Source organism: Ruegeria sp. BB6 (assembly GCF_056539385.1).
On sequence record NZ_JBQFUW010000003.1, the window covers coordinates 347,974 to 373,985 of the forward strand.

The 26,012-nt window shown below is 56.5% G+C and carries 26 protein-coding genes; 12 read left to right on the top strand and 14 right to left on the bottom strand.

Going from position 1 to position 26,012, the window contains the following annotated elements:
- Position 1: 1 nt before the first annotated feature.
- A complete protein-coding gene (locus tag ACR0B7_RS10325) occupies positions 2-2,257 on the bottom strand; it encodes an NADP-dependent malic enzyme (RefSeq protein WP_170564498.1) in 2,256 nt (751 codons plus the stop codon).
- Positions 2,258-2,418: 161 nt separating this feature from the next.
- On the opposite strand from ACR0B7_RS10325, the gene mutS reads away from it, so the two are divergent.
- Entirely contained in the window at positions 2,419-5,034 is a 2,616-nt protein-coding gene (gene mutS / locus ACR0B7_RS10330; RefSeq protein WP_170483693.1) for a DNA mismatch repair protein MutS, read from the top strand.
- A gap of 58 nt (positions 5,035-5,092) precedes the next feature.
- Here mutS and ACR0B7_RS10335 read toward each other — a convergent pair whose 3' ends face one another.
- Together ACR0B7_RS10335 and hrcA are read right to left on the bottom strand one after the other, a co-directional pair.
- Complete coding sequence (locus tag ACR0B7_RS10335) at positions 5,093-5,656, bottom strand: nucleotide exchange factor GrpE (RefSeq protein WP_170386960.1); 564 nt, start codon at positions 5,654-5,656, stop codon at positions 5,093-5,095.
- Between the two features lie 10 nt (positions 5,657-5,666).
- Positions 5,667-6,731, bottom strand: a complete 1,065-nt coding sequence (hrcA, locus tag ACR0B7_RS10340; RefSeq protein WP_170386958.1) for a heat-inducible transcriptional repressor HrcA — start codon at positions 6,729-6,731, stop codon at positions 5,667-5,669.
- Positions 6,732-6,843: 112 nt separating this feature from the next.
- Here hrcA and rph point away from each other — a divergent pair, with 112 nt between their 5' ends.
- Genes rph through ACR0B7_RS10360 form a run of 4 tightly spaced genes read left to right on the top strand, consistent with a single transcriptional unit; the run spans position 6,844 to position 9,669 of the window.
- A complete protein-coding gene (rph, locus tag ACR0B7_RS10345; protein WP_170412685.1) occupies positions 6,844-7,557 on the top strand; it encodes a ribonuclease PH in 714 nt (237 codons plus the stop codon).
- Positions 7,554-8,168, top strand: coding sequence for an RdgB/HAM1 family non-canonical purine NTP pyrophosphatase (rdgB, locus tag ACR0B7_RS10350; RefSeq protein WP_170483152.1), 615 nt, complete (start codon positions 7,554-7,556; stop codon positions 8,166-8,168). Before rph ends, rdgB begins: the two co-directional genes overlap by 4 nt.
- On the top strand, positions 8,158-9,312 hold the full coding sequence (gene hemW, locus ACR0B7_RS10355) for a radical SAM family heme chaperone HemW (RefSeq protein ID WP_170483150.1): 1,155 nt from the start codon (positions 8,158-8,160) through the stop codon (positions 9,310-9,312). Before rdgB ends, hemW begins: the two co-directional genes overlap by 11 nt.
- Before the next feature lie 3 nt (positions 9,313-9,315).
- Positions 9,316-9,669, top strand: a complete 354-nt coding sequence (locus tag ACR0B7_RS10360; protein ID WP_170483147.1) for a YbaN family protein — start codon at positions 9,316-9,318, stop codon at positions 9,667-9,669.
- Here the strand turns inward: ACR0B7_RS10360 and ACR0B7_RS10365 are convergent.
- From ACR0B7_RS10365 to ACR0B7_RS10395, 7 genes are all read right to left on the bottom strand, one after another.
- A complete protein-coding gene (locus ACR0B7_RS10365; protein ID WP_170569908.1) occupies positions 9,659-10,552 on the bottom strand; it encodes a ParB/RepB/Spo0J family partition protein in 894 nt (297 codons plus the stop codon). The genes ACR0B7_RS10360 and ACR0B7_RS10365 overlap by 11 nt on opposite strands.
- 19 nt (positions 10,553-10,571) lie before the next feature.
- Positions 10,572-11,372 (bottom strand): AAA family ATPase, encoded by an 801-nt coding sequence (locus ACR0B7_RS10370; RefSeq protein WP_170576720.1) that lies wholly within the window; start codon positions 11,370-11,372, stop codon positions 10,572-10,574.
- Complete coding sequence (gene rsmG, locus ACR0B7_RS10375; protein ID WP_170569911.1) at positions 11,365-11,979, bottom strand: 16S rRNA (guanine(527)-N(7))-methyltransferase RsmG; 615 nt, start codon at positions 11,977-11,979, stop codon at positions 11,365-11,367. Before rsmG ends, ACR0B7_RS10370 begins: the two co-directional genes overlap by 8 nt.
- The gene (mnmG, locus tag ACR0B7_RS10380; protein ID WP_170483140.1) at positions 11,976-13,844 is read right to left on the bottom strand and encodes a tRNA uridine-5-carboxymethylaminomethyl(34) synthesis enzyme MnmG; all 1,869 of its coding nucleotides are present in this window, start codon (positions 13,842-13,844) and stop codon (positions 11,976-11,978) included. Before mnmG ends, rsmG begins: the two co-directional genes overlap by 4 nt.
- Positions 13,845-13,856: 12 nt before the next feature.
- Positions 13,857-15,143: a tRNA uridine-5-carboxymethylaminomethyl(34) synthesis GTPase MnmE gene (mnmE, locus tag ACR0B7_RS10385; protein ID WP_170483138.1), complete on the bottom strand. Its 1,287-nt coding sequence runs from the start codon at positions 15,141-15,143 to the stop codon at positions 13,857-13,859.
- Between the two features lie 30 nt (positions 15,144-15,173).
- Positions 15,174-16,445 carry a transcription termination factor Rho gene (gene rho, locus ACR0B7_RS10390; RefSeq protein WP_170412710.1) on the bottom strand — a complete coding sequence of 424 codons (1,272 nt, stop codon included), beginning with the start codon at positions 16,443-16,445 and terminating at the stop codon, positions 15,174-15,176.
- 148 nt (positions 16,446-16,593) lie between these two features.
- Positions 16,594-17,043 carry a CopD family protein gene (locus tag ACR0B7_RS10395; protein WP_170483136.1) on the bottom strand — a complete coding sequence of 150 codons (450 nt, stop codon included), beginning with the start codon at positions 17,041-17,043 and terminating at the stop codon, positions 16,594-16,596.
- A 404-nt stretch (positions 17,044-17,447) separates the two neighbouring features.
- On the opposite strand from ACR0B7_RS10395, the gene ACR0B7_RS10400 reads away from it, so the two are divergent.
- From ACR0B7_RS10400 to dnaQ, 4 genes are read left to right on the top strand one after another with little or no spacing between them, the layout of a single operon-like run.
- Positions 17,448-18,047 (top strand): nucleoside triphosphate pyrophosphatase, encoded by a 600-nt coding sequence (locus ACR0B7_RS10400; protein ID WP_170483134.1) that lies wholly within the window; start codon positions 17,448-17,450, stop codon positions 18,045-18,047.
- Complete coding sequence (locus ACR0B7_RS10405) at positions 18,044-18,877, top strand: shikimate dehydrogenase (RefSeq protein ID WP_170569918.1); 834 nt, start codon at positions 18,044-18,046, stop codon at positions 18,875-18,877. Before ACR0B7_RS10400 ends, ACR0B7_RS10405 begins: the two co-directional genes overlap by 4 nt.
- The gene (gene coaE, locus ACR0B7_RS10410) at positions 18,874-19,467 is read left to right on the top strand and encodes a dephospho-CoA kinase (RefSeq protein WP_170576717.1); all 594 of its coding nucleotides are present in this window, start codon (positions 18,874-18,876) and stop codon (positions 19,465-19,467) included. The genes ACR0B7_RS10405 and coaE overlap by 4 nt, the downstream gene beginning before the upstream one ends.
- A complete protein-coding gene (gene dnaQ / locus ACR0B7_RS10415) occupies positions 19,460-20,182 on the top strand; it encodes a DNA polymerase III subunit epsilon (protein WP_170483128.1) in 723 nt (240 codons plus the stop codon). The genes coaE and dnaQ overlap by 8 nt, the downstream gene beginning before the upstream one ends.
- Positions 20,183-20,209: 27 nt before the next feature.
- Here the strand turns inward: dnaQ and secB are convergent, their stop codons facing one another.
- Positions 20,210-20,707 (bottom strand): protein-export chaperone SecB, encoded by a 498-nt coding sequence (gene secB / locus ACR0B7_RS10420; RefSeq protein WP_170386927.1) that lies wholly within the window; start codon positions 20,705-20,707, stop codon positions 20,210-20,212.
- A 64-nt stretch (positions 20,708-20,771) separates the two neighbouring features.
- On the bottom strand, positions 20,772-21,263 hold the full coding sequence (locus tag ACR0B7_RS10425) for an FxsA family protein (RefSeq protein ID WP_170576716.1): 492 nt from the start codon (positions 21,261-21,263) through the stop codon (positions 20,772-20,774).
- A 107-nt stretch (positions 21,264-21,370) separates the two neighbouring features.
- Here ACR0B7_RS10425 and ACR0B7_RS10430 point away from each other — a divergent pair, with 107 nt between their 5' ends.
- From ACR0B7_RS10430 to ACR0B7_RS10440, 3 genes are read left to right on the top strand one after another with little or no spacing between them, the layout of a single operon-like run.
- Positions 21,371-22,030, top strand: coding sequence for a Tim44/TimA family putative adaptor protein (locus tag ACR0B7_RS10430; RefSeq protein ID WP_170386923.1), 660 nt, complete (start codon positions 21,371-21,373; stop codon positions 22,028-22,030).
- Positions 22,027-23,061, top strand: a complete 1,035-nt coding sequence (gene mltA, locus ACR0B7_RS10435) for a murein transglycosylase A (protein WP_170483124.1) — start codon at positions 22,027-22,029, stop codon at positions 23,059-23,061. Before ACR0B7_RS10430 ends, mltA begins: the two co-directional genes overlap by 4 nt.
- Positions 23,061-23,648, top strand: coding sequence for a Smr/MutS family protein (locus ACR0B7_RS10440; RefSeq protein WP_170483122.1), 588 nt, complete (start codon positions 23,061-23,063; stop codon positions 23,646-23,648). Before mltA ends, ACR0B7_RS10440 begins: the two co-directional genes overlap by 1 nt.
- On the opposite strand, the gene ACR0B7_RS10445 is transcribed toward ACR0B7_RS10440, so the two are convergent.
- Together ACR0B7_RS10445 and ACR0B7_RS10450 are read right to left on the bottom strand one after the other, a co-directional pair.
- Positions 23,645-24,865 carry an MFS transporter gene (locus ACR0B7_RS10445; protein WP_480681414.1) on the bottom strand — a complete coding sequence of 407 codons (1,221 nt, stop codon included), beginning with the start codon at positions 24,863-24,865 and terminating at the stop codon, positions 23,645-23,647. The genes ACR0B7_RS10440 and ACR0B7_RS10445 overlap by 4 nt on opposite strands.
- A complete protein-coding gene (locus ACR0B7_RS10450; RefSeq protein ID WP_170483120.1) occupies positions 24,862-25,959 on the bottom strand; it encodes an alpha/beta fold hydrolase in 1,098 nt (365 codons plus the stop codon). Before ACR0B7_RS10450 ends, ACR0B7_RS10445 begins: the two co-directional genes overlap by 4 nt.
- Positions 25,960-26,012 lie beyond the last annotated feature (53 nt).

Here is a 26,012-nt window from a genome sequence, read left to right on the forward strand (position 1 = left end):
CTTATCCAATGTCACAAGACGCCAAAATAGCCATGTTCAGGATGTCATTCGCCGTCGAGACGGTGGAACAAATCTGAATCGGCTTGTCGACACCCGATAGGATCGGGCCAATGACGGTCGCACCGCCCATTTCCTGCATCAGCTTGGTCGAGATCGACGCCGAGTGGCGCGCAGGTACGATCAGGATATTCGCAGGCCCCGTCAGACGCTGGAACGGATAGCTGGCCTGCTGATCGACATTCAGGGCAACATCCACGGTCATCTCGCCCTCATATTCAAAATCAACGCCGCGCTGATCCAGAACCGCAGGTGCGCGGTGCATTTTTTCAGCCCGCTCCGACACCGGATAGCCGAAGGTCGAAAAGCTGACGAAGGCCACGCGCGGATCAAGCCCCATGTGGCGTGCAACGGCAGCCGAGCGTTCGGCGATAGTGGCCAGATCATTCTCATCGGGCCATTCATGGACCAGCGTATCGCCGATCAGCACGATCCGCCCTTTGTGCAGCAACGCGGTCACGCCAGCCGCCCCATGCGCTGCATCCGCATCAAACACGTGATTGATCCGGTCCAGAACATGCGCCGATTTGCGCGTGGCCCCGGTCACAAGACCATCGCCATGCCCATGCGCCAGCATCAGCGAGGAAAACACGTGACGGTCCCGCGCAGCAAGGCGGTGAATGTCCTTGCGGTCGAAACCCTTACGCTGAAGCCGTTCGTACAGGAAGTTCGAGTAGGTATCGAGATGCGCGGTGTTGGCGGCGTTGACCACCTCAAGCTCGCGCACGGCATCGCCCAGACCGGCCTCTTCCAGCTTTGCCTTCACGTCGTCAGGGCGACCCACAACCAGCGCCTTGCCAAAGCCCGAGCGTTGGTAGGTGACAGCGGCACGCAGGACACGGGGATCGTCGCCCTCGGCAAAGATCATCCGGCTTTGCGCCTGACGCGCACGGGCGTTCAGACCACGCAGGATGCTGGCGGTCGGGTCCATGCGGGATTTCAGGCTCAGTTCGTACGCGTCCATGTCGATGATCGGACGGCGCGCGGCACCGGTATCCATCCCGGCCTTGGCAACGGCGGGCGGAATGCGGTGGATCAGGCGCGGATCGAACGGCGTGGGGATGATATAGTCGCGACCAAAGGTCAGCGACTTGCCATACGCCATCGCGACCTCATCCGGCACATCTTCGCGCGCCAGACGTGCCAACGCGTGGGCGCAGGCAATCTTCATCTCATCATTGATTGCACGCGCGTGGATATCCAGCGCACCGCGGAACAGGTAGGGGAAGCCCAGCACGTTGTTCACCTGGTTCGGATAGTCACTGCGGCCCGTGGCGACGATCGCATCTACACGAACTTCGTGTGCTTCTTCCGGGGTGATCTCGGGGTCTGGGTTGGCCATGGCGAAAATCACCGGGTTGTCAGCCATCGACTTAACCATCTCTTGGGTCACGGCCCCCTTGACCGACACGCCCAGAAAGACATCCGCGCCCTTCATGGCGTCTTCCAGAGTGCGCAGATCAGTGGTGATGGCGTGGGCCGATTTCCACTGGTTCATCCCCTCGGTCCGGCCCTGATAGATCACACCCTTAGTGTCGCAAACGATGCAGTTGTCGTGCTGCGCGCCCATCGCCTTGAGCAATTCGATACAGGCGATCCCCGCAGCACCTGCACCATTGAGAACGATCTTCACGTCCTCGATCTTCTTGCCCGAGATATGCAGTGCATTGATCAGACCTGCCGCACAAATCACCGCCGTGCCGTGCTGGTCGTCATGAAAGACGGGGATGTCCATCTCTTCCTTCAGGCGCTGTTCGATGATGAAACACTCGGGCGCCTTGATGTCTTCCAGATTGATGCCGCCAAAGGTCGGCCCCATCAGCCGCACGGCGCGACAGAACTCATCCGGGTCTTCGGTGTCCAACTCGATATCGATCGAGTTTATGTCGGCGAAGCGCTTGAACAGGACGGATTTTCCTTCCATCACAGGCTTCGAGCCCAGCGCGCCCAGATTGCCAAGCCCCAAAACGGCCGTCCCGTTCGAGATCACGGCGACCAGATTGCCCTTGTTGGTATAGTCATAGGCGGTCTCGGGCGCTTCGGCGATGGCTTCGCAAGGAACGGCCACACCGGGGCTGTAGGCCAGCGACAGATCGCGCTGCGTGGTCATGGGAACGGTGGCCTGCACCTCCCACTTGCCGGGGGTGGGGTCCAGATGAAAGGCCAGTGCCTCTTCTTTGGTGATCTTCGTTTTGGGCATCTTGTCGGTCGTTTCCATGAATTCGGGGCTGATGCGTCATAACGCAGGCAGGGCTGCGCCTCAACGACAATACGTTTTCACCTTTCGTCGCGGATGGGGGATTTGTAAGGTCGCGACCGGAATACGCCAGAAGGGGGCCGCTTTTGTCCACAGTCACGCCGATGATGGCGCAATATCTTGAAATCAAAGAGGCCCACGCCGACGCCCTGCTGTTCTACCGCATGGGTGATTTCTACGAGATGTTTTTTCAGGACGCTGTGAACGCGGCCGAGGCGCTGGACATCGCCTTGACCAAGCGCGGTAAGCACAATGGAGAGGACATCCCCATGTGCGGTGTGCCGGTCCATTCGGCCGAGGGGTATCTGCTGACCCTGATCCGCAAAGGGTTCCGCGTCGCCGTCTGCGAACAGATGGAAAGTCCGGCTGAGGCGAAGAAAAGAGGCTCTAAATCGGTGGTTCGGCGCGATGTTGTGCGACTGGTGACGCCGGGCACGCTGACCGAAGATGCGCTGCTAGAGGCCCGCCGCCACAATTTTCTAGCCGCCTACGCCGAGGTTCGGGATGAGGCTGCTTTGGCCTGGGCCGATATTTCAACCGGCGCGTTTCACGTGATGCCTTTAACGTCCGTACGGCTCAGCCCCGAACTGGCGCGGCTAGCCCCGTCCGAACTGATTGTGGGCGACGGGATGGAGCAGGCGTTGAACGAAACGGTGCGCGATCTGGGCATTTCCCTAACCCCGATCGGACGCGCCAGTTTCGATAGCACGGCTGCCGAAAAACGCATCTGCGGGCTGTTTCACGTGGGCGCTTTGGATGCGTTCGGATCATTTGGCCGGGCCGAAGTGTCGGCCATGGGCGCGCTGATCGACTATCTTGAGATCACGCAAAAGGGCAAACTGCCGCTGCTGCAAACGCCACTGAAGGAATCCGAGGATCGCGTGGTGCAAATCGACGCCGCCACGCGCCGCAACCTGGAGCTGACCCGGTCGCTCTCCGGTGGCCGCGCCGGATCACTGCTGTCGGTGGTTGATCGCACTGTTACGCCGGGTGGCGCACGGCTGCTGGAACAACGCCTGTCCAGCCCGTCGCGCAATCTGGATGTGATCCACGCCCGGCTGGATGCGGTGAGTTTCGCCGCTGAGGACAGCCTGACCACCTCGGACTTGCGCGAGGCGTTGCGCAAAACCCCCGATCTGGACCGTGCTCTGTCACGCCTATCGCTCGAGCGCGGAGGCCCACGCGATCTGGCCGCCATCCGCAATGGGCTGACACAGGCATCGGCAATCGCTGAATTGTGCGAAAGTCAGGATCTTCCCGTCCTCTTGGCGACCGCAGTGCAGAACCTTGTCGGCTTTGATGATCTGCTGAACCTTTTGGACGAAGCCCTCGTCGCTGAACCACCCTTGCTGGCCCGTGACGGCGGCTTTATCGCGCCCGGCTTCGACACAGACCTAGATGAGGCCCGCACCCTGCGCGACGAAGGCCGCTCGGTCATCGCGGGATTCCAGCAGAAATACGCGGAACACACCGGTATCACTTCGCTGAAGATCAAGCACAACAACGTGCTGGGCTATTTCATCGAAACCACGGCCACCCATGCCGAAAAAATGCTGAACCCGCCATTCAGTGAAACCTACATCCACCGCCAGACCACCGCCAATCAAGTGCGGTTTACCACCGTGGAATTGTCTGAGATCGAAACCCGCATCCTAAACGCGGGCAATCTGGCGTTGGAGATCGAAAAACGGCTCTATCAAAGGCTTTCTGGCGAAATTCTAGCCCTCGCCGCCCGCCTGAATCAGGCCGCCCGAGGGCTGGCTGAGCTTGACCTGACCACAGCACTCGCTGATCTGGCGCGCGGAGAAAACTGGTGCCGCCCGCAGGTAGACAATTCGCGTGTGTTCGACGTAAAAGGTGGTCGCCACCCGGTGGTCGAACACGCACTGCGTCAGCAATCGGGCGACGCCTTCATCGCCAATGACTGCGATCTGAGCGCGGATCAAGGCGCGGCGATCTGGTTGCTGACCGGCCCAAACATGGCCGGTAAATCTACTTTTCTCCGCCAGAACGCCCTGATCGCGCTATTGGCGCAAATGGGCGGCTATGTCCCGGCTGAGCAGGCTCATATCGGCATCGTCAGCCAACTGTTCAGCCGTGTCGGAGCGTCGGACGATCTGGCCCGCGGGCGATCAACCTTCATGGTCGAGATGGTTGAAACCGCCGCAATCCTGAACCAGGCCGATGATCGCGCTCTGGTCATTCTGGACGAAATCGGGCGGGGAACGGCCACCTATGACGGCCTGTCGATCGCCTGGGCCACGCTGGAACATCTTCACACCGCAAACCAATGCCGGGCGCTGTTCGCCACCCACTACCATGAACTCACCGCTTTGGCGGGCAAGCTTGAAGGTGTCGAAAACGCCACCGTCGCCGTCAAGGAATGGGAGGGCGAGGTCATCTTTCTGCACGAGGTCCACAAAGGTGCCGCCGACCGCTCCTATGGTGTTCAGGTCGCGCAATTGGCCGGGCTTCCCGTGTCCGTGGTCGACCGCGCCCGCGTTGTTCTGGACCAATTGGAAAAAACGGAACGCGAAGGCGGCAAACAAAAGGCTCTGATCGACGACCTGCCCCTGTTTTCCGCCGCGCCGCCGCCTCCGCCCCCCGCGCCCAAGGCGTCCCCGCTTACGGACATGCTGGACGAAATTCTACCTGATGAACTGACACCCCGAGAAGCGCTCGACCTGGTCTACAAACTGAAAGAGGCGGCCAAATCCTGACCGCCCCTTCTTCTGTTCAAAAATACTTCCGCCGGAGGCTTGGCCTCGCAGAGGCCAATCAGCTTGCAGGTGTCGAAGACACACCCACCTGTGCCGGACGAAGCAACCGGTCATGCAGCATGAAGCCTTCGGCGGACACCTGAATAATATCACCGGCACGGGTGCCAGGAACAGGAGCCTCGAACATGGCTTCGTGGAGATTCGGGTCAAACCGGTCGCCAACTTCCGGAGTAATCACTCGAATCCCGTGTTTCTGGAATACGTCCTTTAGGGCACGCATGGTCAGCTCGACCCCTTCCAGAAGTCCGGCGGCAACCTCTTTCTGCTCGTCTGTTGCTGCCTCCAGAGCGCGCTTCATATTGTCGTAAACCGGCAACATATCCCGAGCCAGTTTCGATCCGCCATACTGTTCGGCATCACGACGCGCCTTGTCACCGCGTTTGCGCGCGTTTTCGGCATCTGCCAGCGCGCGCATGAACTTGTCCTTGAACTCGTCTCGCTCAGCACGCAGCGCTTCAAGCTCCAGCTCTTCTTCGCTGATCTCAGCAAATTCTTCCGCCAATTCTTCCGCTTCGGCGGTTGCGATATCGTCCAGGAAATCTTCGTTTTTGGGTTCTGCCATCTCTTACCCTCTAGCTCCGGTCGGAAATCAGCTTGCCGACCAGTTGCGCCGTATAATCCACGATCGGTACGATCCGTCCATAATTCAGTCGCGTAGGTCCGATAACCCCGACCGCACCGATTATCTTTCGATCAGCGTTCATATATGGAGACACCACCAAAGAGGAACCCGAAAGTGAGAAAAGTTTGTTCTCAGAACCAATAAAAATGCGAACGCCTTCACCTTCTTCGGTTAATTCCAAAAATTCGGCAATATCGCGCTTACGTTCCAGATCGTCAAACAAAGTGCGAATGCGATCCAGTTCCTCTTCCTGACCTGAGTCGCCCAACAGATTCGCGCGTCCACGCACGATCAGTCGGGCCGAGTCTCCGCCGTCTCCGTCCCAGGCCGCCATACCGCTTTCGACCATCTCGCGGGCCAGCACGTCGATCTCTTGCTTGCGGGCGGCGATCTGTGTCTGCATCTGGCGCCTGACCTCGCCAAGCGTCCTCCCCTCGATCAAAGCGTTCAGGAAATTCGCCGCCTCGCGCATGGAACTGGGCGTTTGCCCCGGAGGAGGTGTAAACAGGCGATTTTCCACATGCCCATCCGCAAATACCAAAACGACCAGCGCGCGGTCATGGGCCAGTGAAACAAATTCGATGTGCTTGATCTCGGACTCTTGCTTGGGCGTCAAAACCAATGACGCGCCATGTGACACGTGTGACAAAGCCGATCCCACCCGGTCCAGCATCCCGCCCACATCGCCTGCGTTAGAGCCTAAAGTCTCATCCAGCTTTTGCCGATCATCCGCCCCAAGATCGCCGACCTCAAGCAATCCATCGACAAACATCCGCAACCCCTGCTGCGTCGGAATCCGACCCGCAGAAACATGCGGACTGTCCAGCAATCCCAGAAACTCTAGGTCCTGCATCACGTTGCGTACCGTCGCGGCGCTGACTTTTTCCGACAGGGTGCGTGTCAGGGTCCGACTGCCCACCGGCTCACCGCTTTCCAGATAGCTTTCGACAATCAACCGAAACACCTCACGCGACCGGTCGTTCATCTCGTTCAGAATTTTGCTTGCTTCGCTCATCGGCGGTCCCCTGCTGGGTCGTCATTAAATCGCAGGCAAATGAAAGGTCAATCGGGGTTGCATCGTAACGCCACGGGGCGGTATCCCCAACCCAGCAAACAAAGGATTTTCCATGCGACCCTCAGGACGTGATCTAAACGAAATGCGCGCCGTTTCAATCGAGACGGGCTTTACCAAACATGCCGAAGGTTCCTGCCTGATCAAAATGGGCGACACCCATGTGCTGTGTACCGCCACGATCGAGGATCGCGTGCCACCCTTCATCAAGGGCTCCGGCCTGGGTTGGGTGACGGCGGAATACGGCATGCTGCCCCGCGCGACCAACACCCGGATGCGGCGTGAGGCCGCCAGCGGCAAGCAAGGCGGCCGGACCGTGGAAATCCAACGCCTGATCGGTCGCGCCCTGCGCGCCGGTGTGGATCGGGTTGCGTTGGGTGAACGTCAGATCACCGTGGACTGCGATGTCATTCAGGCCGATGGCGGCACCCGCTGCGCCTCGATCACCGGAGGTTGGGTTGCGCTGCGTCTAGCGGTGAACAAGCTGATGAAAGCGGGCGATGTGATCTCTGACCCGCTGGTCGATCCGGTGGCCGCCGTATCTTGTGGCATTTATGCCGGTCAGCCTGTACTGGACCTAGACTACCCTGAAGACAGCGAGGCTGGCGTCGACGGTAACTTTATCATGACCGGATCGGGCAAGCTGATCGAAGTACAGATGAGCGCCGAAGGCTCGGTCTTTAGCCGGGCGCAAATGGATCAGTTGATGGATCTGGCCGAAAAAGGCGTAGGCGAACTGGCAGCCGCGCAAAAGGCCGCCACCGCATGACCCGCAAGTTCGACGGCGACAGGCTACTGGTGGCCACGCATAACAAAGGCAAGCTCGAGGAGATGGCGCATCTTCTCGAACCCTTTGGCGTGACCGTTGTCGGCGCAGGCGAGATGAACCTACCCGAACCGGAAGAAACCGAGGATACTTTCGTCGGCAACGCCCGGATCAAGGCCCATGCCGCGGCCAAGGCCACCGGACTGCCTGCCCTGTCGGACGATTCCGGGATTACGATTGATGCGCTGGACGGTGCACCCGGCGTTTACACGGCGGATTGGGCTGAAACCGGCAATGGCCGCGATTTCCTGATGGCAATGACCCGTGCGCATGATGAGCTGGAAGCAAAAGACGCAGCCCATCCAAGAACGGCCCAGTTTCGGTGCACTCTGGTATTGGCCTGGCCCGATGGCCATGACGAAGTGTTCGAGGGCATCGCCCCCGGCCACCTTGTCTGGCCGATCCGGGGTAGGGACGGGTTCGGCTATGACCCGATGTTTGTCCCCGACGGGCATGACATTACCTTTGCCGAAATGGATCGCTGGGAAAAGAACAAGATCAGCCATCGCGGTCGCGCGGTTGAAATGTTCGTGAAAGGCTGCTTTGGCGGATGATTGGCGCAACGGGGGCTTTGGCCTGTATGTGCATTGGCCCTTTTGCGAGGCCAAATGCCCCTATTGCGACTTTAACAGCCATGTTTCTAAAAATATCGATCAAAAACAATGGCTTAACAGTTATCTAGACGAACTGCGCCGCTCTGCTTTGGACACGCCAGATCGGGTGCTGAATACGATCTTTTTTGGCGGTGGCACACCCTCGCTAATGCACCCGGACACCGTTGCTGCCGTTATTGATGAGGCCCGCAGCCTGTGGCGGCCTGCCAATGACATGGAAATCACGCTTGAGGCCAATCCCGGCTCGGTCGAGGCTGGACGGTTTGCCGCCTATCGCGACGCGGGGGTGAACCGGATCTCGATGGGCGTACAAGCGCTGAATGACGACGATCTGCGCCGATTGGGTCGAATCCACTCGGTCGCCGAAGCACGGGCTGCGTTTGATATCGCCAGAGCCTGTTTCGACAGGGTCAGCTTTGACTTGATCTACGCCCGCCAGCATCAAACCCTGGCAGCTTGGCGCGCTGAACTGTCTGACGCCTTGTCCATGGCCGTTGACCATTTGTCTTTGTACCAACTGACCATCGAGGAAGGCACCGCATTCGGCGACAGATACGCCGTTGGAAAGCTGCGAGGTCTGCCCGAGGATGACAGCGCCGCCGATATGTACCTTGCCACGCAAGAAGTCTGCGAAGCGCATGGCTTGCCCGCTTACGAAGTTTCCAATCACGCGCGACCCGGAGCGGAATCTCAACACAACCTGATTTACTGGCGGTACGGCGACTATGTTGGAATTGGCCCCGGCGCACATGGTCGTATCACCCGCGACGGAAAGAAACTGGCAACCGAAACCTACTTGTCTCCGAACAGGTGGCTACAAGCCGTCGATCAAGGTAGCGGAGAAAAGGAACGAACAGAGCTTTCTGCGCAGGATCAGGCCAATGAATACCTTATGATGGGGCTAAGGGTATCCGAAGGTCTAGATATTGATCGATTTAGTTCTTTATCCGGCCAGCCTTTGCCAAAATCAAAACTGGATCATCTAACCGATATCGGCATGATCGAACAGAAAGATGGACGCTTGATCGCCACACAAGACGGGCGCGCTGTATTGAACTCGGTCATCCGGGAACTTTTGGGTTAGCGGATGCAATATCTCTGGGCAGCATTGGGATTATTGAGCGTTGCCCTTGCGGTGGTCGGTATTGCCTTGCCTTTGCTTCCAACCGTCCCTTTCCTGCTGCTGGCTGCGTTTTTCTTCGCTCGGTCGTCGTCCCGCCTGCACAACTGGCTTATCACTCATAAAACCTTTGGCCCAATGATCTTGGATTGGCAGGACTCCGGCGCCATACGCCCAAAAGCAAAAAAGGCAGCAACCCTCTCGATTGCCGCCGTCTTTGGAATTTCAGTTCTTATCCAAGTGCCCAATCACGTGCTAATCATTCAGGCGATTGTATTAGGTGGTGTGATGACCTTTATCTGGACCCGTCCTAACGGCTGAGCTTTGCGCACAGGTCATCAAGTTGATCCAGGTTTTCATAGGTTAGAACAACCTGCCCTGACTCTGTCCCGGCCTTGTGATTGATCGCCACCTTCATAGCCAGAATCGCAGAAAGATCCTTTTCCAACGCGCGCGTATCTGCGTCTTTTCCTGCATTCAAATTCCGGGATTTCGGCACGGATTTAACAGGATCGGCCTGCTCTTTCTTCACAAGCGCCTCAGTCGCCCGAACGGAAAGACCGTCGCGCACAACAATTTTCGCCAATTCAGAGGGGTTTTCCGCTGTGATCAATGCACGCGCGTGTCCAGCCGACAGCTTACCTTCGACGACAAGTTGCTGCACATCCATCGGTAGGGAAAGCAAACGCAGAAGGTTTGCAATATGGCTGCGGCTTTTGCCCAAGGCTTCGGCCAGCTTTTCCTGCGTGTGTCCGAAACGATCCATAAGCTGCTTGTAGCCGGCCGCTTCTTCAACTGCATTCAGGTCAGCACGTTGAATATTCTCGATAATCGCGACTTCCAGCACTTCGGTATCGTCGAAATCACGAACAATGACGGGAATATCATGCAGTTGCGCCATTTGCGCTGCACGCCAGCGGCGCTCACCCGCGACGATCTCATAATCGCCTTCCGCTATCTCGCGGACGATCAGAGGTTGGATGATCCCTTTTTCCTTAACCGAAGCCGCAAGTTCATCCAGTTGGTCACGCGAAAAGGTGCGGCGCGGCTGGTTTGGGTTCGCGTGCAGCTTTTCAATCGGAACTTTCATATCCGGGCGGCGAGGTTCTGACGGTCTAAGCCCTTCCGTCTCTTGCGTGACATCCGCCATCAAAGCAGACAGGCCGCGACCCAATCCCCTGGGTTTTGATTTCTTAGCTGCCACTGGACCCTCCTACTGCCGCTTACGCGACATTTTTATTCTTATGCATGACTTCGCGGGCCAAATGACGATAGGCCATCGCGCCCAGAGACCCAGAATCATATTGCAGCACAGGCAGCGCGTATGACGGCGCCTCGCTGACCCGCACATTTCTGGGTATTTTGGTTTTAAATACCATCTCACCCAGATTGTCACGCGCGTCTTTTTCGACCTGACGGGACAAGTTGTTGCGGTTGTCATACATGGTCAACACAACACCTTCGATTCTCAGGTCGGGATTCGCGGTTTGGCGGACCTCTCGAATCGTCATCATGAGTTGCGACAAACCTTCAAGCGCAAAGAACTCGCTTTGGAGCGGCACAAGTACGGAATGAGCTGCAACCATCGCGTTGACGGTCAGCAAATTCAGGGATGGCGGGCAATCTATCAGCACGAAGTCCAGCTCAAATTTGTCGATTGCTGTCTGCCTGAGCGCATCGTGCAACAGATAACTGCGCTTTTCGTTCGAGATAAGTTCGATATCTGCTGAACTCAGATCCACCGTTGCCGGAACAACGTATAGACCACCAATTTCTGTTTCCTGAATGACAGCTTCAAGAGGTGCGTCATCCAGTATCAGATCGTACGTCGTCCAATCTCTGTCTTCCACCCCCAGCCCGGTCGAAGCGTTTCCCTGCGGGTCCAGATCAACAACCAAAACCCGGCAACCGGCCTCTGCCAGGCCCGCTGCAAGATTAATCGCTGTTGTGGTTTTGCCTACTCCGCCCTTCTGATTGGCAACGGCGATAATCCGGGGCCCTGAGGGACGAGACAGATCAACCACGTGATACTCCTTTAATTTTAAGGATAACGGCCTGAGGTTCAGTTAAACTTGTAATCGGCTCAGCCTGGAAATTCCATTCTTTGCGCGCGTCGTCCAGTTCTTTTTTCCAGGTTGCGCCTTTAGGCAACAGCGCGACACCTGAATCCCCTAAATGTCTGTCACAAAAGGACAATAACACGCCCAGCTCAGCTAACGCTCGGGCGGATAGAATATCTGCGCCAAGCGGATCGACCGCCTCAATCCGTTTGGAAATGACCCTGCAATTTGCCTGACATTCACGGGCAACGTTGCGCAAAAAGGCTGATTTTCGCTGATCGCTTTCGATAAGTGTAAACTGTGCACTTGGGTTTTCTTCAATGGCCACTATTGCGCAAACCATTCCCGGAAAACCTCCGCCGCTGCCCAGGTCTACCCAATTGGAAAAGTTACCGGCATAACGATAAACCTGAACGGAATCTTTGATATGACGGGTCCAGATGTCATTCAGACTATTACGCGATACCAAATTGATCTTTGGATTCCATCGTTTTACCAGTTCGACATATTTAGTCAGACGCTCGAATGTTTCACGTGAAACATTCAGATCATCCAATACTCCTTCACTCATACTTTTCTGACCTTTTGTTCTCGGCGGAGCTTCGCAAGAACAAGCGTCAAAGCTGCTGGAGTAACCCCTTCGACCCTACTTGCTTGGGCCACGTTCTCTGGCCGCGCGTTTGAAAGCTTCTGCTTCATCTCAGATGATAGACCATCCAGGGCAAAATAGTCGAAATCAAGTGGAATTTCGTAGGATTCATCACGCTTCATTGCTTCGACATCCCGTTTCTGACGAGCAATGTAGTTTGCATATAGCGCGTCTCTCTCGACTTGCTGGCGTATCTCAGGATCTACGTTGCCAAGTTCCGGAATTAGCGGAAGCAAGTCGGAGAATGAAACATCAGGAAACGCCAAGATTGCCATTCCATCACGACGATTTCCATCCTGATTGACACTTATACCGACAGAGCGCATTTCCTTCGGAGTATAGGTTCGTTCTGAAAGCCTGGATTTGACTTCAGTCAGCTTTTCGATCTTTTTGGAGAACGATTTTATTCTGGCCTCTCCTACACATCCCAACTCCATGCCGATTGGTGTTAGTCGTTGATCTGCATTGTCAGCGCGTAGAGATAATCTGAACTCTGCTCGAGATGTGAACATACGGTAGGGTTCGGCAACACCGCGTGTCGTCAAATCATCAATCATCACGCCAATATAACTATCAGCTCGTGTGAACTGGATCGGATCTCGCCAAAAAACAGACAGTGCCGCGTTCAGACCGGCCACCAATCCTTGGGCAGCCGCCTCCTCATATCCTGTTGTTCCATTGATTTGACCCGCAAGATATAGACCTGGAACTTCTGGGACGGCCAGAGATGAAGTTAAAACGCGGGGATCCACATAGTCATATTCGATCGCATACCCAGGCTGGAGTATCTCGGCTTTTTCTAGCCCTTTGATCGACCGAACATAGTCCAGCTGCACATCTTGTGGCAAAGACGTCGAAATACCGTTGGGATAAATCGTGTGGTCGTTGACGCCTTCTGGCTCGAGGAATATTTGGTGAGACTCTTTATCGGCGAACCTTACGATCTTGTCCTCGATCGAAGGGCAATACCTGGGGCCGACGCCATCAATATGTCCCCCATACATTGCCGATCGACTTAGGTTCTTCTCAATAATTTCATGTGTTCGCGCATTCGTGTGTGTGATTCCGCAGGAAATCTGAGGCGCTACAACAGCCGAGGACATAAATGAGAACAGCGTTGGATCATCATCGCCATCCTGTCTTTCCAAATCTGACCAATCTATCGTGCGCCCATCAAGCCGGGGTGGAGTCCCAGTTTTCAAGCGTCCAAGTGGGAATTGAAAGCTATCCAATCTCTCGGCCAGCTTGACGGACGGCTTGTCCCCCATCCTCCCACCCGGGCGCGAAACGTCCCCTATGTGTATGACACCACGCAGGAAAGTTCCCGATGTCAAAATAACCGCCTTCGCGCCAATTTCGGACTCATCCGCGAGTTTTACCCCTGCGACGCGATGACCATCCATAAGAAAGTCAACAACTTCTCGGGTAACTATCGAAAGATTAGGCTGGGCACTGGTTTCCTTCTGCATGGCAGCTCGATACAACGCGCGATCTGCCTGTGTTCTTGGCCCCTGTACCGCTGGACCCTTTCGCCGGTTCAAAAGTCGAAACTGGATGCCGGCCTGATCAGCCACACGCCCCATAACACCGTCCAGCGCATCTATCTCGCGAACCAGATGACCTTTTCCCAGCCCACCGATTGCCGGATTACAGGACATAACGCCTATATCCGCTGATGAAAGCGTAACCAAAGCAGTTTGGGCACCCATGCGGGCCGCTGCATGCGCGGCTTCAGTTCCAGCATGTCCAGCACCAATCACTACAACGTCGAATCTCGAATGTTTCACGTGAAACACTCCTTATTTTCCAAGGCAGAAACTTGAAAATATCTCATCCAAGAGGTCTTCAACACCGATCCTGCCTACCAAAGCCTCTAGCGCACGAATGGCCGTGCGCAATTCTTCCGCTGCGATATCATACAAATCCGGGCCCGATTCCAGAACAGACATTGCAGCACCTAGTGAATCTCGGGCGTTATTAAGGGCGATACGGTGCCGTTCCCGCGTAGCTATACCATAACTAGTGGTTCTATGATTCAAAATACGCGATATATTGTTTACCAGTTGATCCAATCCCTGACCCGTTTTACCAGATATTCCATCACCTGACCCTTTTCTAAGATCAGCTTTGGGCAAAACTTGGATATCACCCTCGCGCATGGCTACGCCCAATTCCGAAGGATTCTCTGTCAGAAAGACTCGTAGATCAGCGGTTTCAGCGCGTTTTCGGGCCAGCTCGATACCAAGACTTTCGACATGGTCCTCAGTCTCGCGCAGCCCTGCCGTATCCAACAAAGTAACAGGCAATCCATCGAGGTCCATTCTAACCTCAATCACATCACGGGTCGTCCCTGCATATTCTGACGTAATAGCAGCATCACGCCCGGCCAGAGCATTCAGTAGTGTGGACTTACCCGCATTTGGAAGTCCAACGATTGCGACCTCAAACCCAGTCCGGATACGCTCAGCGATCCGTACTCCTTCGGCCTCGCGTTGAAGGTCTGACATAACGCCGCTCACCAGTTGACGAACTTCTGGGGTTACATCTGTCGGGACTTCTTCATCCGCAAAATCAATCACGGCTTCCAGCAAGGATGCAGCACGGATCAGGTCACCTCGCCACCGTTCCGCCAAAGAGCCGAGCTCCCCCGCGAGGATGGTCTGAGCTTGTTTCCGCTGTGCCTCAGTTTCAGCGTCGATCAGGTCAGCCAGACCTTCAACTTGCGTAAGATCCATCTTGCCGTTCTCAAGAGCCCGGCGTGTAAATTCGCCCGGCTCTGCAAGACGCAAGCCTTCTGTATCGGAGAGACAGCGGATCACAGCATCCACCGTGGCGGTGCTGCCGTGAATCTGAAATTCAACTACATCCTCGCCAGTGAAACTCGCAGGTGCTTGAAATGTCAGCACTAGGCCGTCATCCAGACGCGACCCATCGGATGCGTGAAGTGACCGAAAGCGCATACCACGGGGCGGCAGCGGATGACCGGTCAATTCAGCAGCAGCAGAATGCGCCAAAGGACCAGAGAGGCGGATGACCGCCACCCCGGCTTTGCCCTGCGCGCTGGCCAAGGCGAATATCGTATCCATTCGTAGGCCCCGCGTTGGTTAAGACCTGTATCAGGTGTTCATCGAATCGAAGAACTCACCATTCGTCTTCGTCTGCTTTAGTTTGGACAGCAGGAATTCGATCGCGTCGGTCGTGCCCATCGGGTTGAGGATACGGCGCAGAACGAAGGTTTTGGCCAGATCGCCCTTGTCGACCAGAAGATCCTCTTTCCTTGTACCGGATTTGAGGATGTCGATGGCCGGGAACACGCGCTTATCAGCGATCTTGCGGTCCAGAACGATTTCCGAGTTACCTGTGCCTTTGAATTCTTCAAAGATCACCTCGTCCATCCGGCTGCCGGTGTCGATCAGCGCGGTGGCGATGATGGTCAGCGAACCGCCCTCTTCGATATTCCGCGCCGCACCAAAGAACCGCTTGGGACGTTGCAGAGCATTCGCGTCCACACCACCGGTCAGAACTTTACCCGAGGATGGGACCACGGTGTTAAACGCCCTACCAAGTCTTGTGATCGAATCCAGAAGGATCACAACATCTCGTTTATGCTCGACCAAACGCTTGGCTTTTTCGATAACCATTTCCGATACGGCCACATGGCGGGTTGCCGGTTCGTCAAAGGTCGAGGACACAACCTCACCCTTTACCGAGCGCTGCATGTCCGTCACTTCTTCCGGTCGTTCATCAATCAGCAGAACGATCAGGTAGCACTCAGGATGGTTCTGTTCGATCGAATGGGCGATGTTCTGCAAGATCACCGTCTTACCCGTCCGCGGAGGCGCCACGATCAGCGACCGCTGACCCTTACCGATGGGCGCAACCAGATCGATCACGCGGGCCGACTTGTCTTTGATGGTAGGATCTTCGATTTCCATCTTCAGACGCTCGTCGGGATACAGAGGCGTCAGGTTGTCGAACAGGATCTTGTGCTTGGCCTTCTCAGGCTCTTCAAAGTTGATCTTCGTGACTTTGATCAGCGCAAAGTACCGCTCATTGTCATCAGGCGCTTTGATCTCACCTTCGACCGTGTCGCCGGTCCGAAGGGAATGCTGGCGGATCATGTCAGGCGAGACATAGATGTCGTCTGGCCCCGGCAAATAGTTCGCCTCGGGCGAGCGAAGGAAACCGAACCCGTCCTGTAGAACCTCCAGAACGCCGTCTCCTCCGACGGTCCAGCCCTCATCCGCGCGTTCGCGCAGAATCTGGAACATCATCTCGCCCTTCCGCATGGTCGAGGCGTTTTCGATCTCCAGCTCTTCGGCCATGGCCAGAAGGTCTTTGGGGCTTTTGGCCTTCAGATCGGCCAGATTCAGGGATTCAGTAGACATGATACAAACCTTCACCGCTGTCAGCGCGGCACGAAGTGGAATTTCAGTACGGAAGATACGCCGCCCGGACGGGCGTGTTGACCCCTACATAAGCGTGGCGTCTGGCGGAGTCAAACCGCCCGTCTGACCCTTGCGCTTAAAAACGCCCTCAGAACTTCAGAATGACCGCCAGAACGATGATTACCATCAAAACGGTCGGAACCTCGTTCATCATGCGATACTGCCGCCCAGTGAGCTTGTTTCGCCCCTCTAAGAAGTCTTTGCGGCGTGCCATCAGCCAATGATGAAACCAGGTCATGCCAATGACGGTCGCACCCTTGACCCAAGGCCATGCAAAATCCCATCCGACGATGCCCGGCGTAAACACCATGATCAGGCCACAGACCCAGGCCACGATCATCGCGGGGCGCATGATCACGCGTAGCAGCTTTTCTTCCATTTCAAAGAAGATTGGTTCTGCCTCATCGACAGCCTGTGCTTTTTCGACGTGATAGACGAACAGCCTGGGTAAATAGAACAGTCCTGCCATCCACGAGATTACCGCCATGATGTGAAGTGACTTCACCCATGGGTAAATCGTGAAAAGAAGATCCGTCATCTCGGCTCCGAAGGTTGCTCGGAACTCTCCCTAATAAAAAAATAAGAAAAGAAAAAGGAAGATGGTTTTGTAGGGTGAACAAAATCCGTGGATTACTTTTTTACACAAGTGTTTTCCCCAGGTGGATAGAATCCCCCCAAGAACAGGTGATTCTGTAGAAGGAATTTATTTCACAATAAGATCAGGTACTTATATCTTCATTAAGAGTGGAAATCTGGGGATAACTCTTTGGGTAACGTATGAAAAATCGCTTATCCCCGTGTTCCAAGTTATCCTTGTCCCGTTTGGACAGTGTTCGGGCGAATCTGGGAAGTTTGACGCGAAAATCCCGGGCTTGCGTGTCAACTGGAAAACCATACAAACCATCCCGGAATAGCTAACGGTTTACTCAAGGGGTTTTCCACATGTCTGTCCCCATCATTCTGGCCTCTGGGTCGTCGATACGAGCGCAGCTTCTTGAGAATGCTGGCGTGCCCTTCACCGTGCAAACCGCGCGCGTGGACGAAGAGACGGCTAAGCGGGCATTACTGGCCGAGGATGCAAGCCCGCGCGATATTGCGGACACGCTGGCCGAAATGAAAGCACGCAAAGTCAGTGACAAAACTCCGGGCGCGATGGTGCTGGGCTGTGATCAGGTGCTGGACTTTGACGGTCGGCTGCTGTCCAAGCCTGAAACGCCAGCGGATGCACTGGCGCAGCTCAGGGCGATGCGCGGTAAGCGGCATATGCTGTTGTCCGCCGCGGTGATCTATCAGGACGGGGAACCCATCTGGCGACATGTGGGTCAGGTGCGATTGCGGATGCGGATGAGCTCGGACGCGTATCTGCGTGACTACGTTGATCGCAACTGGGACAGCATCCGGCACGCGGTCGGGGCATATAAATTGGAAGAAGAAGGCGTGCGTCTGTTCGCAACCATTGACGGAGACTATTTTAACGTCTTGGGTATGCCCCTATTGGAGCTATTGAATTTTCTGGCGGTCAAAGGGGTGATTGATCAATGAGTAAAGACCGTATTCCTCTGGCAGGCGTGATTGGGCACCCGGTTGCGCATTCAAAATCCCCAACACTTCATGGGCATTGGTTAAAATCCTACGGGCTGGCTGGGCACTATATTCCAATGGATGTTGCCCCGGATGATCTTGAGATTGTCCTGCGCAGTTTGCCCAAGGCGGGCTTTGTTGGGGCAAATGTGACAGTGCCTCATAAAGAAGCCGCCCTGCGGTTGGCGGATAACGTATCGGATCGGGCAAGGAAGATCGGTGCCGCGAACACGCTGGTCTTTCGCGAAGATGGTACAATCCACGCCGACAATACCGACGGCTACGGATTTATGGAAAACCTGCGCAGCGGGGCCCCGGATTGGACGCCGGGCGACGGGCCGGCCGTGGTTTTCGGCGCTGGCGGAGCCGCTCGCGCCGTCTTGCAAGCCTTGGTCGAGGCCGGAGTGCCTAAAATCATGCTGACCAACCGAACACGGGCCAGAGCGGACAAGTTAAAGGATGAATTCGGACAAACCATCACTGTGGTCGATTGGGTGCAGGCCGGAAACGTGATTGAAGACGCCGAGCTGGTGGTCAACACGACGTCACTCGGGATGCAGGGGCAGCTTGAGTTGCGGGTGCCTCTGGATGGGTTGCAGCCGGGCGCTGTTGTCACCGATCTGGTTTACGCGCCGCTGAAAACCCACCTTTTGCAAACGGCCGAAGAAGCCGGATGCACGGTGGTGGATGGGCTGGGTATGCTGCTGCATCAGGCGGTTCCCGGATTTGAAAGCTGGTTCGGGGTAAGGCCCGAGGTAAATCTGGACCTGCGCGCGGCCGTTTTGTCATGAGTTTTGCACTGGGCCTGACCGGTTCGATCGGGATGGGAAAAAGCACGACGGCTCAGATGTTCGTCGACGAAGGCTGTGCGCTATGGGATGCGGATGCCGCCGTACATAGACTCTATTCAAGGGGCGGAGCGGCTGTTAAGCCGATGCAGGCCGCTTTTCCAGACGTAATCATCGATGGCGCGGTCAGCCGTGATGCGTTGAAACAGATCATTGCGCGGGACGTGTCTGTCCTGAAACAGATCGAAGCGATCGTTCACCCACTGGTCGCGGCAGATCGCGCGGCATTTCGGCAAGATGCGACTGCGGATATTCTGGTTTTCGACATCCCCTTGCTGTTTGAAACCGGGGGCGATGCAGCAATGGATGCTGTCGCCTGTGTATCGGTCTCGGCTGATGAGCAAAAACGTCGCGTGATGGATCGCGGCACAATGACCGAGGCGCAGTTTGAACAGATCCGCGCAAAGCAGATGCCGAATGAAGAAAAATGCGCACGATCGGATTTTGTGATCGTGACAGACAGTCTGGACCATGCCCGCGCGCAGGTGCAGGATGTGGTCAAACAGATACGAACGGGGCTGGCAGATGCGTGAGATTGTACTCGATACCGAAACCACAGGGTTTGATCCCGAAAGCGGTGACCGGATCGTGGAAATCGGTGCCGTCGAACTGTGGAACCATGTGGCGACTGGCGAAACCTACCACGTCTATATCAACCCTGAACGCTCGATGCCCGAAGAAGCCTTTGGAGTGCACGGCATCGGGCCGGACCTGCTTGAGAACCCGCGCCCGCCGGAAAAGGGCGAGGTAACGCTGAAGGACAAGCCGGTTTTCGCCAAGGTCGGTCAGGGATTTCGCGACTTCATCAAGGATTCGCGGCTTGTGATCCACAACGCCTCGTTCGATATGAAATTCCTGAACGCGGAACTCAAATGGATGGGTCTGCCCGCGATTCCGATGGAGCAGGCGTTGGATACGCTGGCCATTGCGCGCAAACGGTTTCCCGGCTCACCTGCATCATTGGATGCGTTGTGTCGCCGGTTCAATATCGACAACTCGAACCGAACGCTGCACGGGGCGCTGCTCGACTCTGAGATTTTGGCCGAGGTATATCTGGAACTGATTGGCGGGCGACAGCCGGATTTCGGATTGTCGACTGCGGCGTCCTCATCTGCGGGCGGTGCTGAGGAATGGCGGCCGTCGGCGCGTCCAAACGCGCTTCCATCCCGGATTACCGAAGACGAACGCGCCGCGCATGATGCTTTCGTGGAAAAACTGGGCGAAAACGCCTTGTGGACCCGCGCCTGAGAAATATCCCGGCGCGGGACCGGAACTTTAGGCTTCGGTTTTCTGGGCTTCGGCCTGACGACGCATCAGTTCGTTGCGGTACAGGCTGACAAAGTCGATATTGTCCAGATTTACCGGCGGGTAGCCGCCGTCGCGGGTCACATCGCTGACGATGCGGCGCAGGAACGGGAACAGCATCCGGGGGCATTCGATCATCAGGAACGGATGCAGCTGATCTTCGGCAACGCCTTCTACGTGGAACAGGCCACAATAGTCCAGCTCACACAGGAACAAGATGTCTTCCAGACCCTTGGCCTTGGACTTGAGGTTCAGCTTGATCGACACTTCGTACTGATGCTCGGCCGGGCGCTTTTTCGCATCCAGATTGACCTGAACTGCGATCTCGGGCTGGACATCGCCCGATACGCCCTTTTGGGCCATCACGTTTTCAAAAGACAGGTCACGAATGAATTGTCCCAGAACGCGCATCTGGATTTGCGGGGCGGCCTGGGCCGCAGTGTTTTCTTTGGCGTCTTCGTCGGCCATGGATCTACTCCGAAAATAAAATTCGTCACTGCTTAACAAGTTGGGGCAGACACCTCAATGCAGGTCACGGCCCTTCGACCCATTTCGATGGCTTTGACGGGTCCTGACGTGGATGAACTTCGGTAAACTTGCCATCGATTACGTCATCCTGTTGAAATGGATCGGGTCCGGTGCGGAATTGAGCGCCAGTTCCCATCTGAAACTGCGTGATGGTAACTTTGGATTTCAGATACCGGAACACAGCAACCCGAACACCGGGAATTAACAAAGCAAAACCAACGGCATCAGTGAAAAACCCCGGCGTTAGCAACAATACGCCCGACAGCAGGATCATTGCGCCATGGGCCAGCGGCTCGGTCGGGTCATCCAATTCGGCAAAAGACCGCTGTAGGTTTTCCAGCGCCATGCGACCTTGTGTCCGAACCAAAACGGTGCCCAGAACGGCCGTGAGGACTACAATCGCCAGTGTGGGCCATAGGCCGATCAAACCGCCAACCTGAATGAACAGGACGATCTCTATGATCGGGACCAATAAAAATGCCAGGAACAGGTACATTCGTGTTTTCCTTTACCGTGGTCCGGGCGGTGGACTTGCCCGGAACTGTCACCTACATAGTGGCATGAGGCTGCGTATACAAAGTCGTGGCCCGAAAAGAGGATGAAATGAACGAACCGATGATCCAGTTGCTGGTCCTGGCCGGAATTGCCGTTTTCCTGATCCTGCGCCTTAAAAGCGTGCTGGGTACGCGTGAGGGTTTTGAAAAGCCCCCGGTTCAGCAGCAACCAGAGGCGCACAAGTCGCGCCGTGACTTCGAGGTGATCGAAGGCGGCCCGGATCACGACATCACCGACCACGTCGCCGAAGACAGCGAGCAGGCGCAAACCCTGACCGCGATGAAGCGGGTTGAGCCCAGCTTTTCCGTCAGTGAGTTCGTGCAGGGCGCGCGCGGTGCCTACGAGATGATCGTCATGGGGTTTGAAAAGGGCAACCTGGATGAAATCCAACCCTTCCTGTCCGAAGAAGTGTTCGACACCTTTGTTTCCGTCGTTGCCGATCGGGAAGACAAGGGGCTGACCATCGAGGCCGAGTTTATTGGCGTGCGCGAGACATCCCTTGCCGATGTGAAGTTCGACAAGGATACGAACGAGGCTGAGATCACCATGAAGTTTGTCGGTGAGCTGACCTCGGTCGTGCGTGATCGCGGCGGCGATATCATCGAAGGCAACCCCAATACCGTCAAACGCCAGAAGGACAGCTGGACCTTTGCCCGCGTCATGGGCGCGGACGATCCGAACTGGCTGCTTGTCGCCACGGACGCATGATTGCTGCGCTTCGGTCGTTTTTGCTGGGGGCTGTGATGGCAACCTCTGCCAGCGCCGAAGCGACGCGTTCCATTCTGACTTTTGACGATCTTGATGGCTGGGCCGAGGATGACCACGGCGCAGCCCTATCGGTATTTCTGAACACATGCGGTGATCTGAACGACCCAGACTGGCGTGCGCTGTGTGGTGTGGCCCGATCCTATGAACCCGATGCCGCCCGATCGTTCTTTGAGCTGTTCTTCCGTCCGGTTCTGGTTGAAGACGGTAAGGATGCCTTGTTCACCGGCTATTTCGAGCCCGAGCTGGACGGATCCCTGACCCGATCCGAGCGTTTCAGATACCCGATTTACAAGATGCCGCCAGAAGCACGCGCCGAAGGCCCGTGGCTGAGCCGCCGAGAGATACTGACCGGCGACAGCATGACTGGCCGAGGTCTGGAGATTGCGTGGGTCGATGATCCGGTCGAACTGTTTTTTCTACAAATTCAGGGTTCTGGTCGAATTCGGCTGCCGGATGGCGGCGCAGTTCGCGTTGGGTATGGCGGGGCGAACGGCCACCCCTATAGGTCCATCGGGGCGGAACTGATCCGCCGCGGTGCGCTGGGCGCGCATCAGGTCAGCGCCCAGATGATCCGGGCGTGGGTGCGCAAGAACCCCGAAGCGGGCGCGGAATTGCTGTTCCACAATCCGTCATACGTGTTCTTCCGCGAAGTAAACCGCGTCGCGCCAGAGCTGGGTCCGCTGGGCGCAATGAACCGGTCCGTCACCACAATGCGCAGTATTGCGGCTGATCCGTCCTATACGCCTCTGGGCGCGCCGGTCTGGGTTGAGAAAAACGGCAAGACTCCGTTCCGCCGATTGATGATGGCGCAGGACACAGGCGCCGCCATCAAGGGCGCACAACGCGCGGACATCTTCTTTGGCACGGGGGATGAGGCCGGGGAAGCCGCCGGTCGATTGAAAGATCCCGGCCGGATGGTGCTGTTGCTGCCGATTCAACGCGCCTATGCGCTGTTGCCGGATGAGTTCTGATGTCGCGCCGTAAACTGACCCCGGAAGAGATTGAGCTGTGGCGCAAGGTGACCAATCAGGCCGAGCGCCTGCATCCCGAAATACCTCAGTCTGTCCACCCGACCACTTTACCCAAGCCCAAGCCAAACAAGACCCCCAAGGTACGGATTGAGCGGTTTGAAGTCGGGCAGAACGCCTTGGGCAAACCTGCGCGAAATGCGTTGAAGCCCACCGTGACCGAAAGCCTGCGTGCGACGCCGGTTCAGATGGATACAAAGGCCTTCGGCCGCATGAAACGGGGCAAGCTGAAGCCCGAAGGCAAGCTGGACCTGCACGGGATGCGCGTAGATACCGCGCACCCGGCATTGATCCGGTTCATCCTATCGGCGCAGGCATCAGGCAAGCGTCTGGTTCTGGTCGTGACCGGAAAGGGCAAGGATCGTGATGAGCCCGGCCCCATTCCCACACCGCGCGGTGTGTTGCGCAATCAAGTGCCGCAATGGTTGTCCTTGCCGCCCTTGGCGCAGGCTGTTCTGCAAGTGACACCTGCCCATATCAGCCATGGCGGTGACGGGGCTTATTACGTGTATTTGCGCCGCATTCGCTAAAGAGTCTGAACGGCTCTGGCTATGCCAATGCGCGTAAGGACGCAGACCAGAACAAAAAATCCGCCAATCCACAGGAACTGGATGTCCAGCGGCATCCCCAGATCGATCAACACGCCGGTTAAACCCGGCCCGATGGCCGACCCCAGAACCATGACTGCTGTTGCCATAGCTTTGATCGCGCCGATATGCCGGGTGCCGTAGAACTCGGCCCAGAACGCGCTGGGCAAGGTGCTGTTGGCACCAACCGTCAGTGCCAGAAACATCAAGGCCAGCGTTGCCCCTCCGATCGACGACGTCAACCCCACGATCCCAAACCCAACGGCCATTGGCAGTTGATAAAATGGCATGATCCTAGCCGTGCCCCATTTATCCAGCGCCCAGCCCGCCGCAAACATCGACAGCAGGGAGACGCTGGTAAAAATCGGAAACAAGGCAACCAGCTCGATATGCTGCCAGCCTTTTGTGTCCGCCAAATGGACCTGATGAAAGAAGAAGGCGGTGATAAAGGCAGATGGACCCAGCAAGGCCGGTGCCATGAACCAGAACAGCGGATGAAAGATCGCTTCTTTCCGGGTCCAATGGCGGTCCTCCATGCCCGTAGCCGAATATTCGCTGGACAGGCTTTGCGGGGTTCTTTCCTGACGGAGCAGGCGTAACAGGATTGGGATGCCCAAAAGGGTGACACCGGCAGCAATCACCCAAAGCCACCGCCAGTCCAGCAAGGCCATAGCAGCCACGAAAGTGACCGGCAGCAATGCTTCGCCCACCGAAAATCCGACAGACGCGATCGCCAGTGCCTTGCCCCGTGTGGCGGTGAACCACCTCGCCATTGCCACCAGCGCCAGATGGGTGCTCATCCCCTGCCCAAAAAGCCGCAACAGAAACACCACGACAGGCAGCAGGACAAGCCAGGTGTTCATTGCCATCGCCACGGTTGCCAGTGCCAGACCTACCAGAACCGCCGGGCCTAGAACCCTAACTCGAAAGATGTCGGTTAGCCCTCCGGCCCAGATCATCACGACAGCCGATACGGTGGTGCCAAGCGAATACAGTCCGCCCCACGCGCCATGGCTAAGGCCAAAGGCGGCGCGGATTTCTCCGGAAAAGATCGAAATGAAAAAGGTCTGCCCAAAGCTGGACATAAAGGTCAGCAAGACCCCTGCACCCAACCATGTCGCGTTTTTCCGAAGGTATTGGCCCAAACGGAACCCAGTCACGGAGAGCTGACCCGCGCCTGCCCCGTTTCGCTCAGTACGATTTCAGTTGCCCCGGTTGGGTTCCGAATGCTGGTCGGTGCGATTATGTCAAATCCACGCCCATCCGGGTCGAACGTGCTGCTGACCCTGCGGGCGGAATTGATGATGGCCAAAAGCGCGGGCGACGTCGCAGCGACGAAATGCGAGGACTCGGCATCCCGGTTGAAGGCCGTCGTGTCCAGAATGTTGATCTTGTAGTCGGCCAACGCCTCAGCAGAGTCGATATTGCCAAGGCGTTTACCCTCTTCAACGCCGCGCAGCCGGGCCGAGATGTTCAGCAGCTTGTCTTTCTGTGACACCATAACGATGAAAGGGTCGGGCGGCGTTTTGATCGTATCCATTTGTGACCGGAACAGATCAATATCCAGGTCAGGGGCGATCAGGACGACACCTTCGATGTTTTTGCTGGACCAACCGGGTTCTCGCAATTCGGCTTGCCGCATCATCTCCATCGTCAGGGCCGTTCCCATCGAGTGCGCCACGAGCACGACGCGCCTTATGCCCATCGCCTTTAGGTTCCGAACAGTCTGTTCCAGCCCATCGCGGGCAAAAAGCATACTGTCCAGATCATAGGCATACCCGGCACCTTTGGCTTGGCTGGGCCAGGAATACACCATGATGGCGCCGGGAATGTTGACGTCTCGGCTAAGCTGCGCCGCGCGGAACGTGGTCTCGAACTGGGTCGTGTTGTAGCCGTGGATAAAGATGGAAACCTCATCTTTACCCCCCAATCGGGCTTTCATCTCACTTGGCCCTTTCAACTCGTCCACACTGGCCATGACGAACTGCTTTTCAGGGTCGGGATTGGAATAGGAAAAATCAAGCGTACCGGGCGTGTGATTGGGTGGAATCGACACCGTCATTTCCAGATATTGCAGCGTCTCGCCACGCCGAAATCCGTAGGAACCGTCGGGCTCTCGTGCTCGAGTCGTTGTCGCAAATACGGTTTCGGGACTTCCTACAGACAGCGCGGTTGGCACCGTTTCGGATATCGTTCGGTCAACACAAGCGGTCAGGGGCACCGCCAACAGGAAAATGAAAAAATAGCGCAGCACAGGGTTGGCCCTCGGGACAATATGCGCCCACGCTATCGGATTTTTGTCTAAGG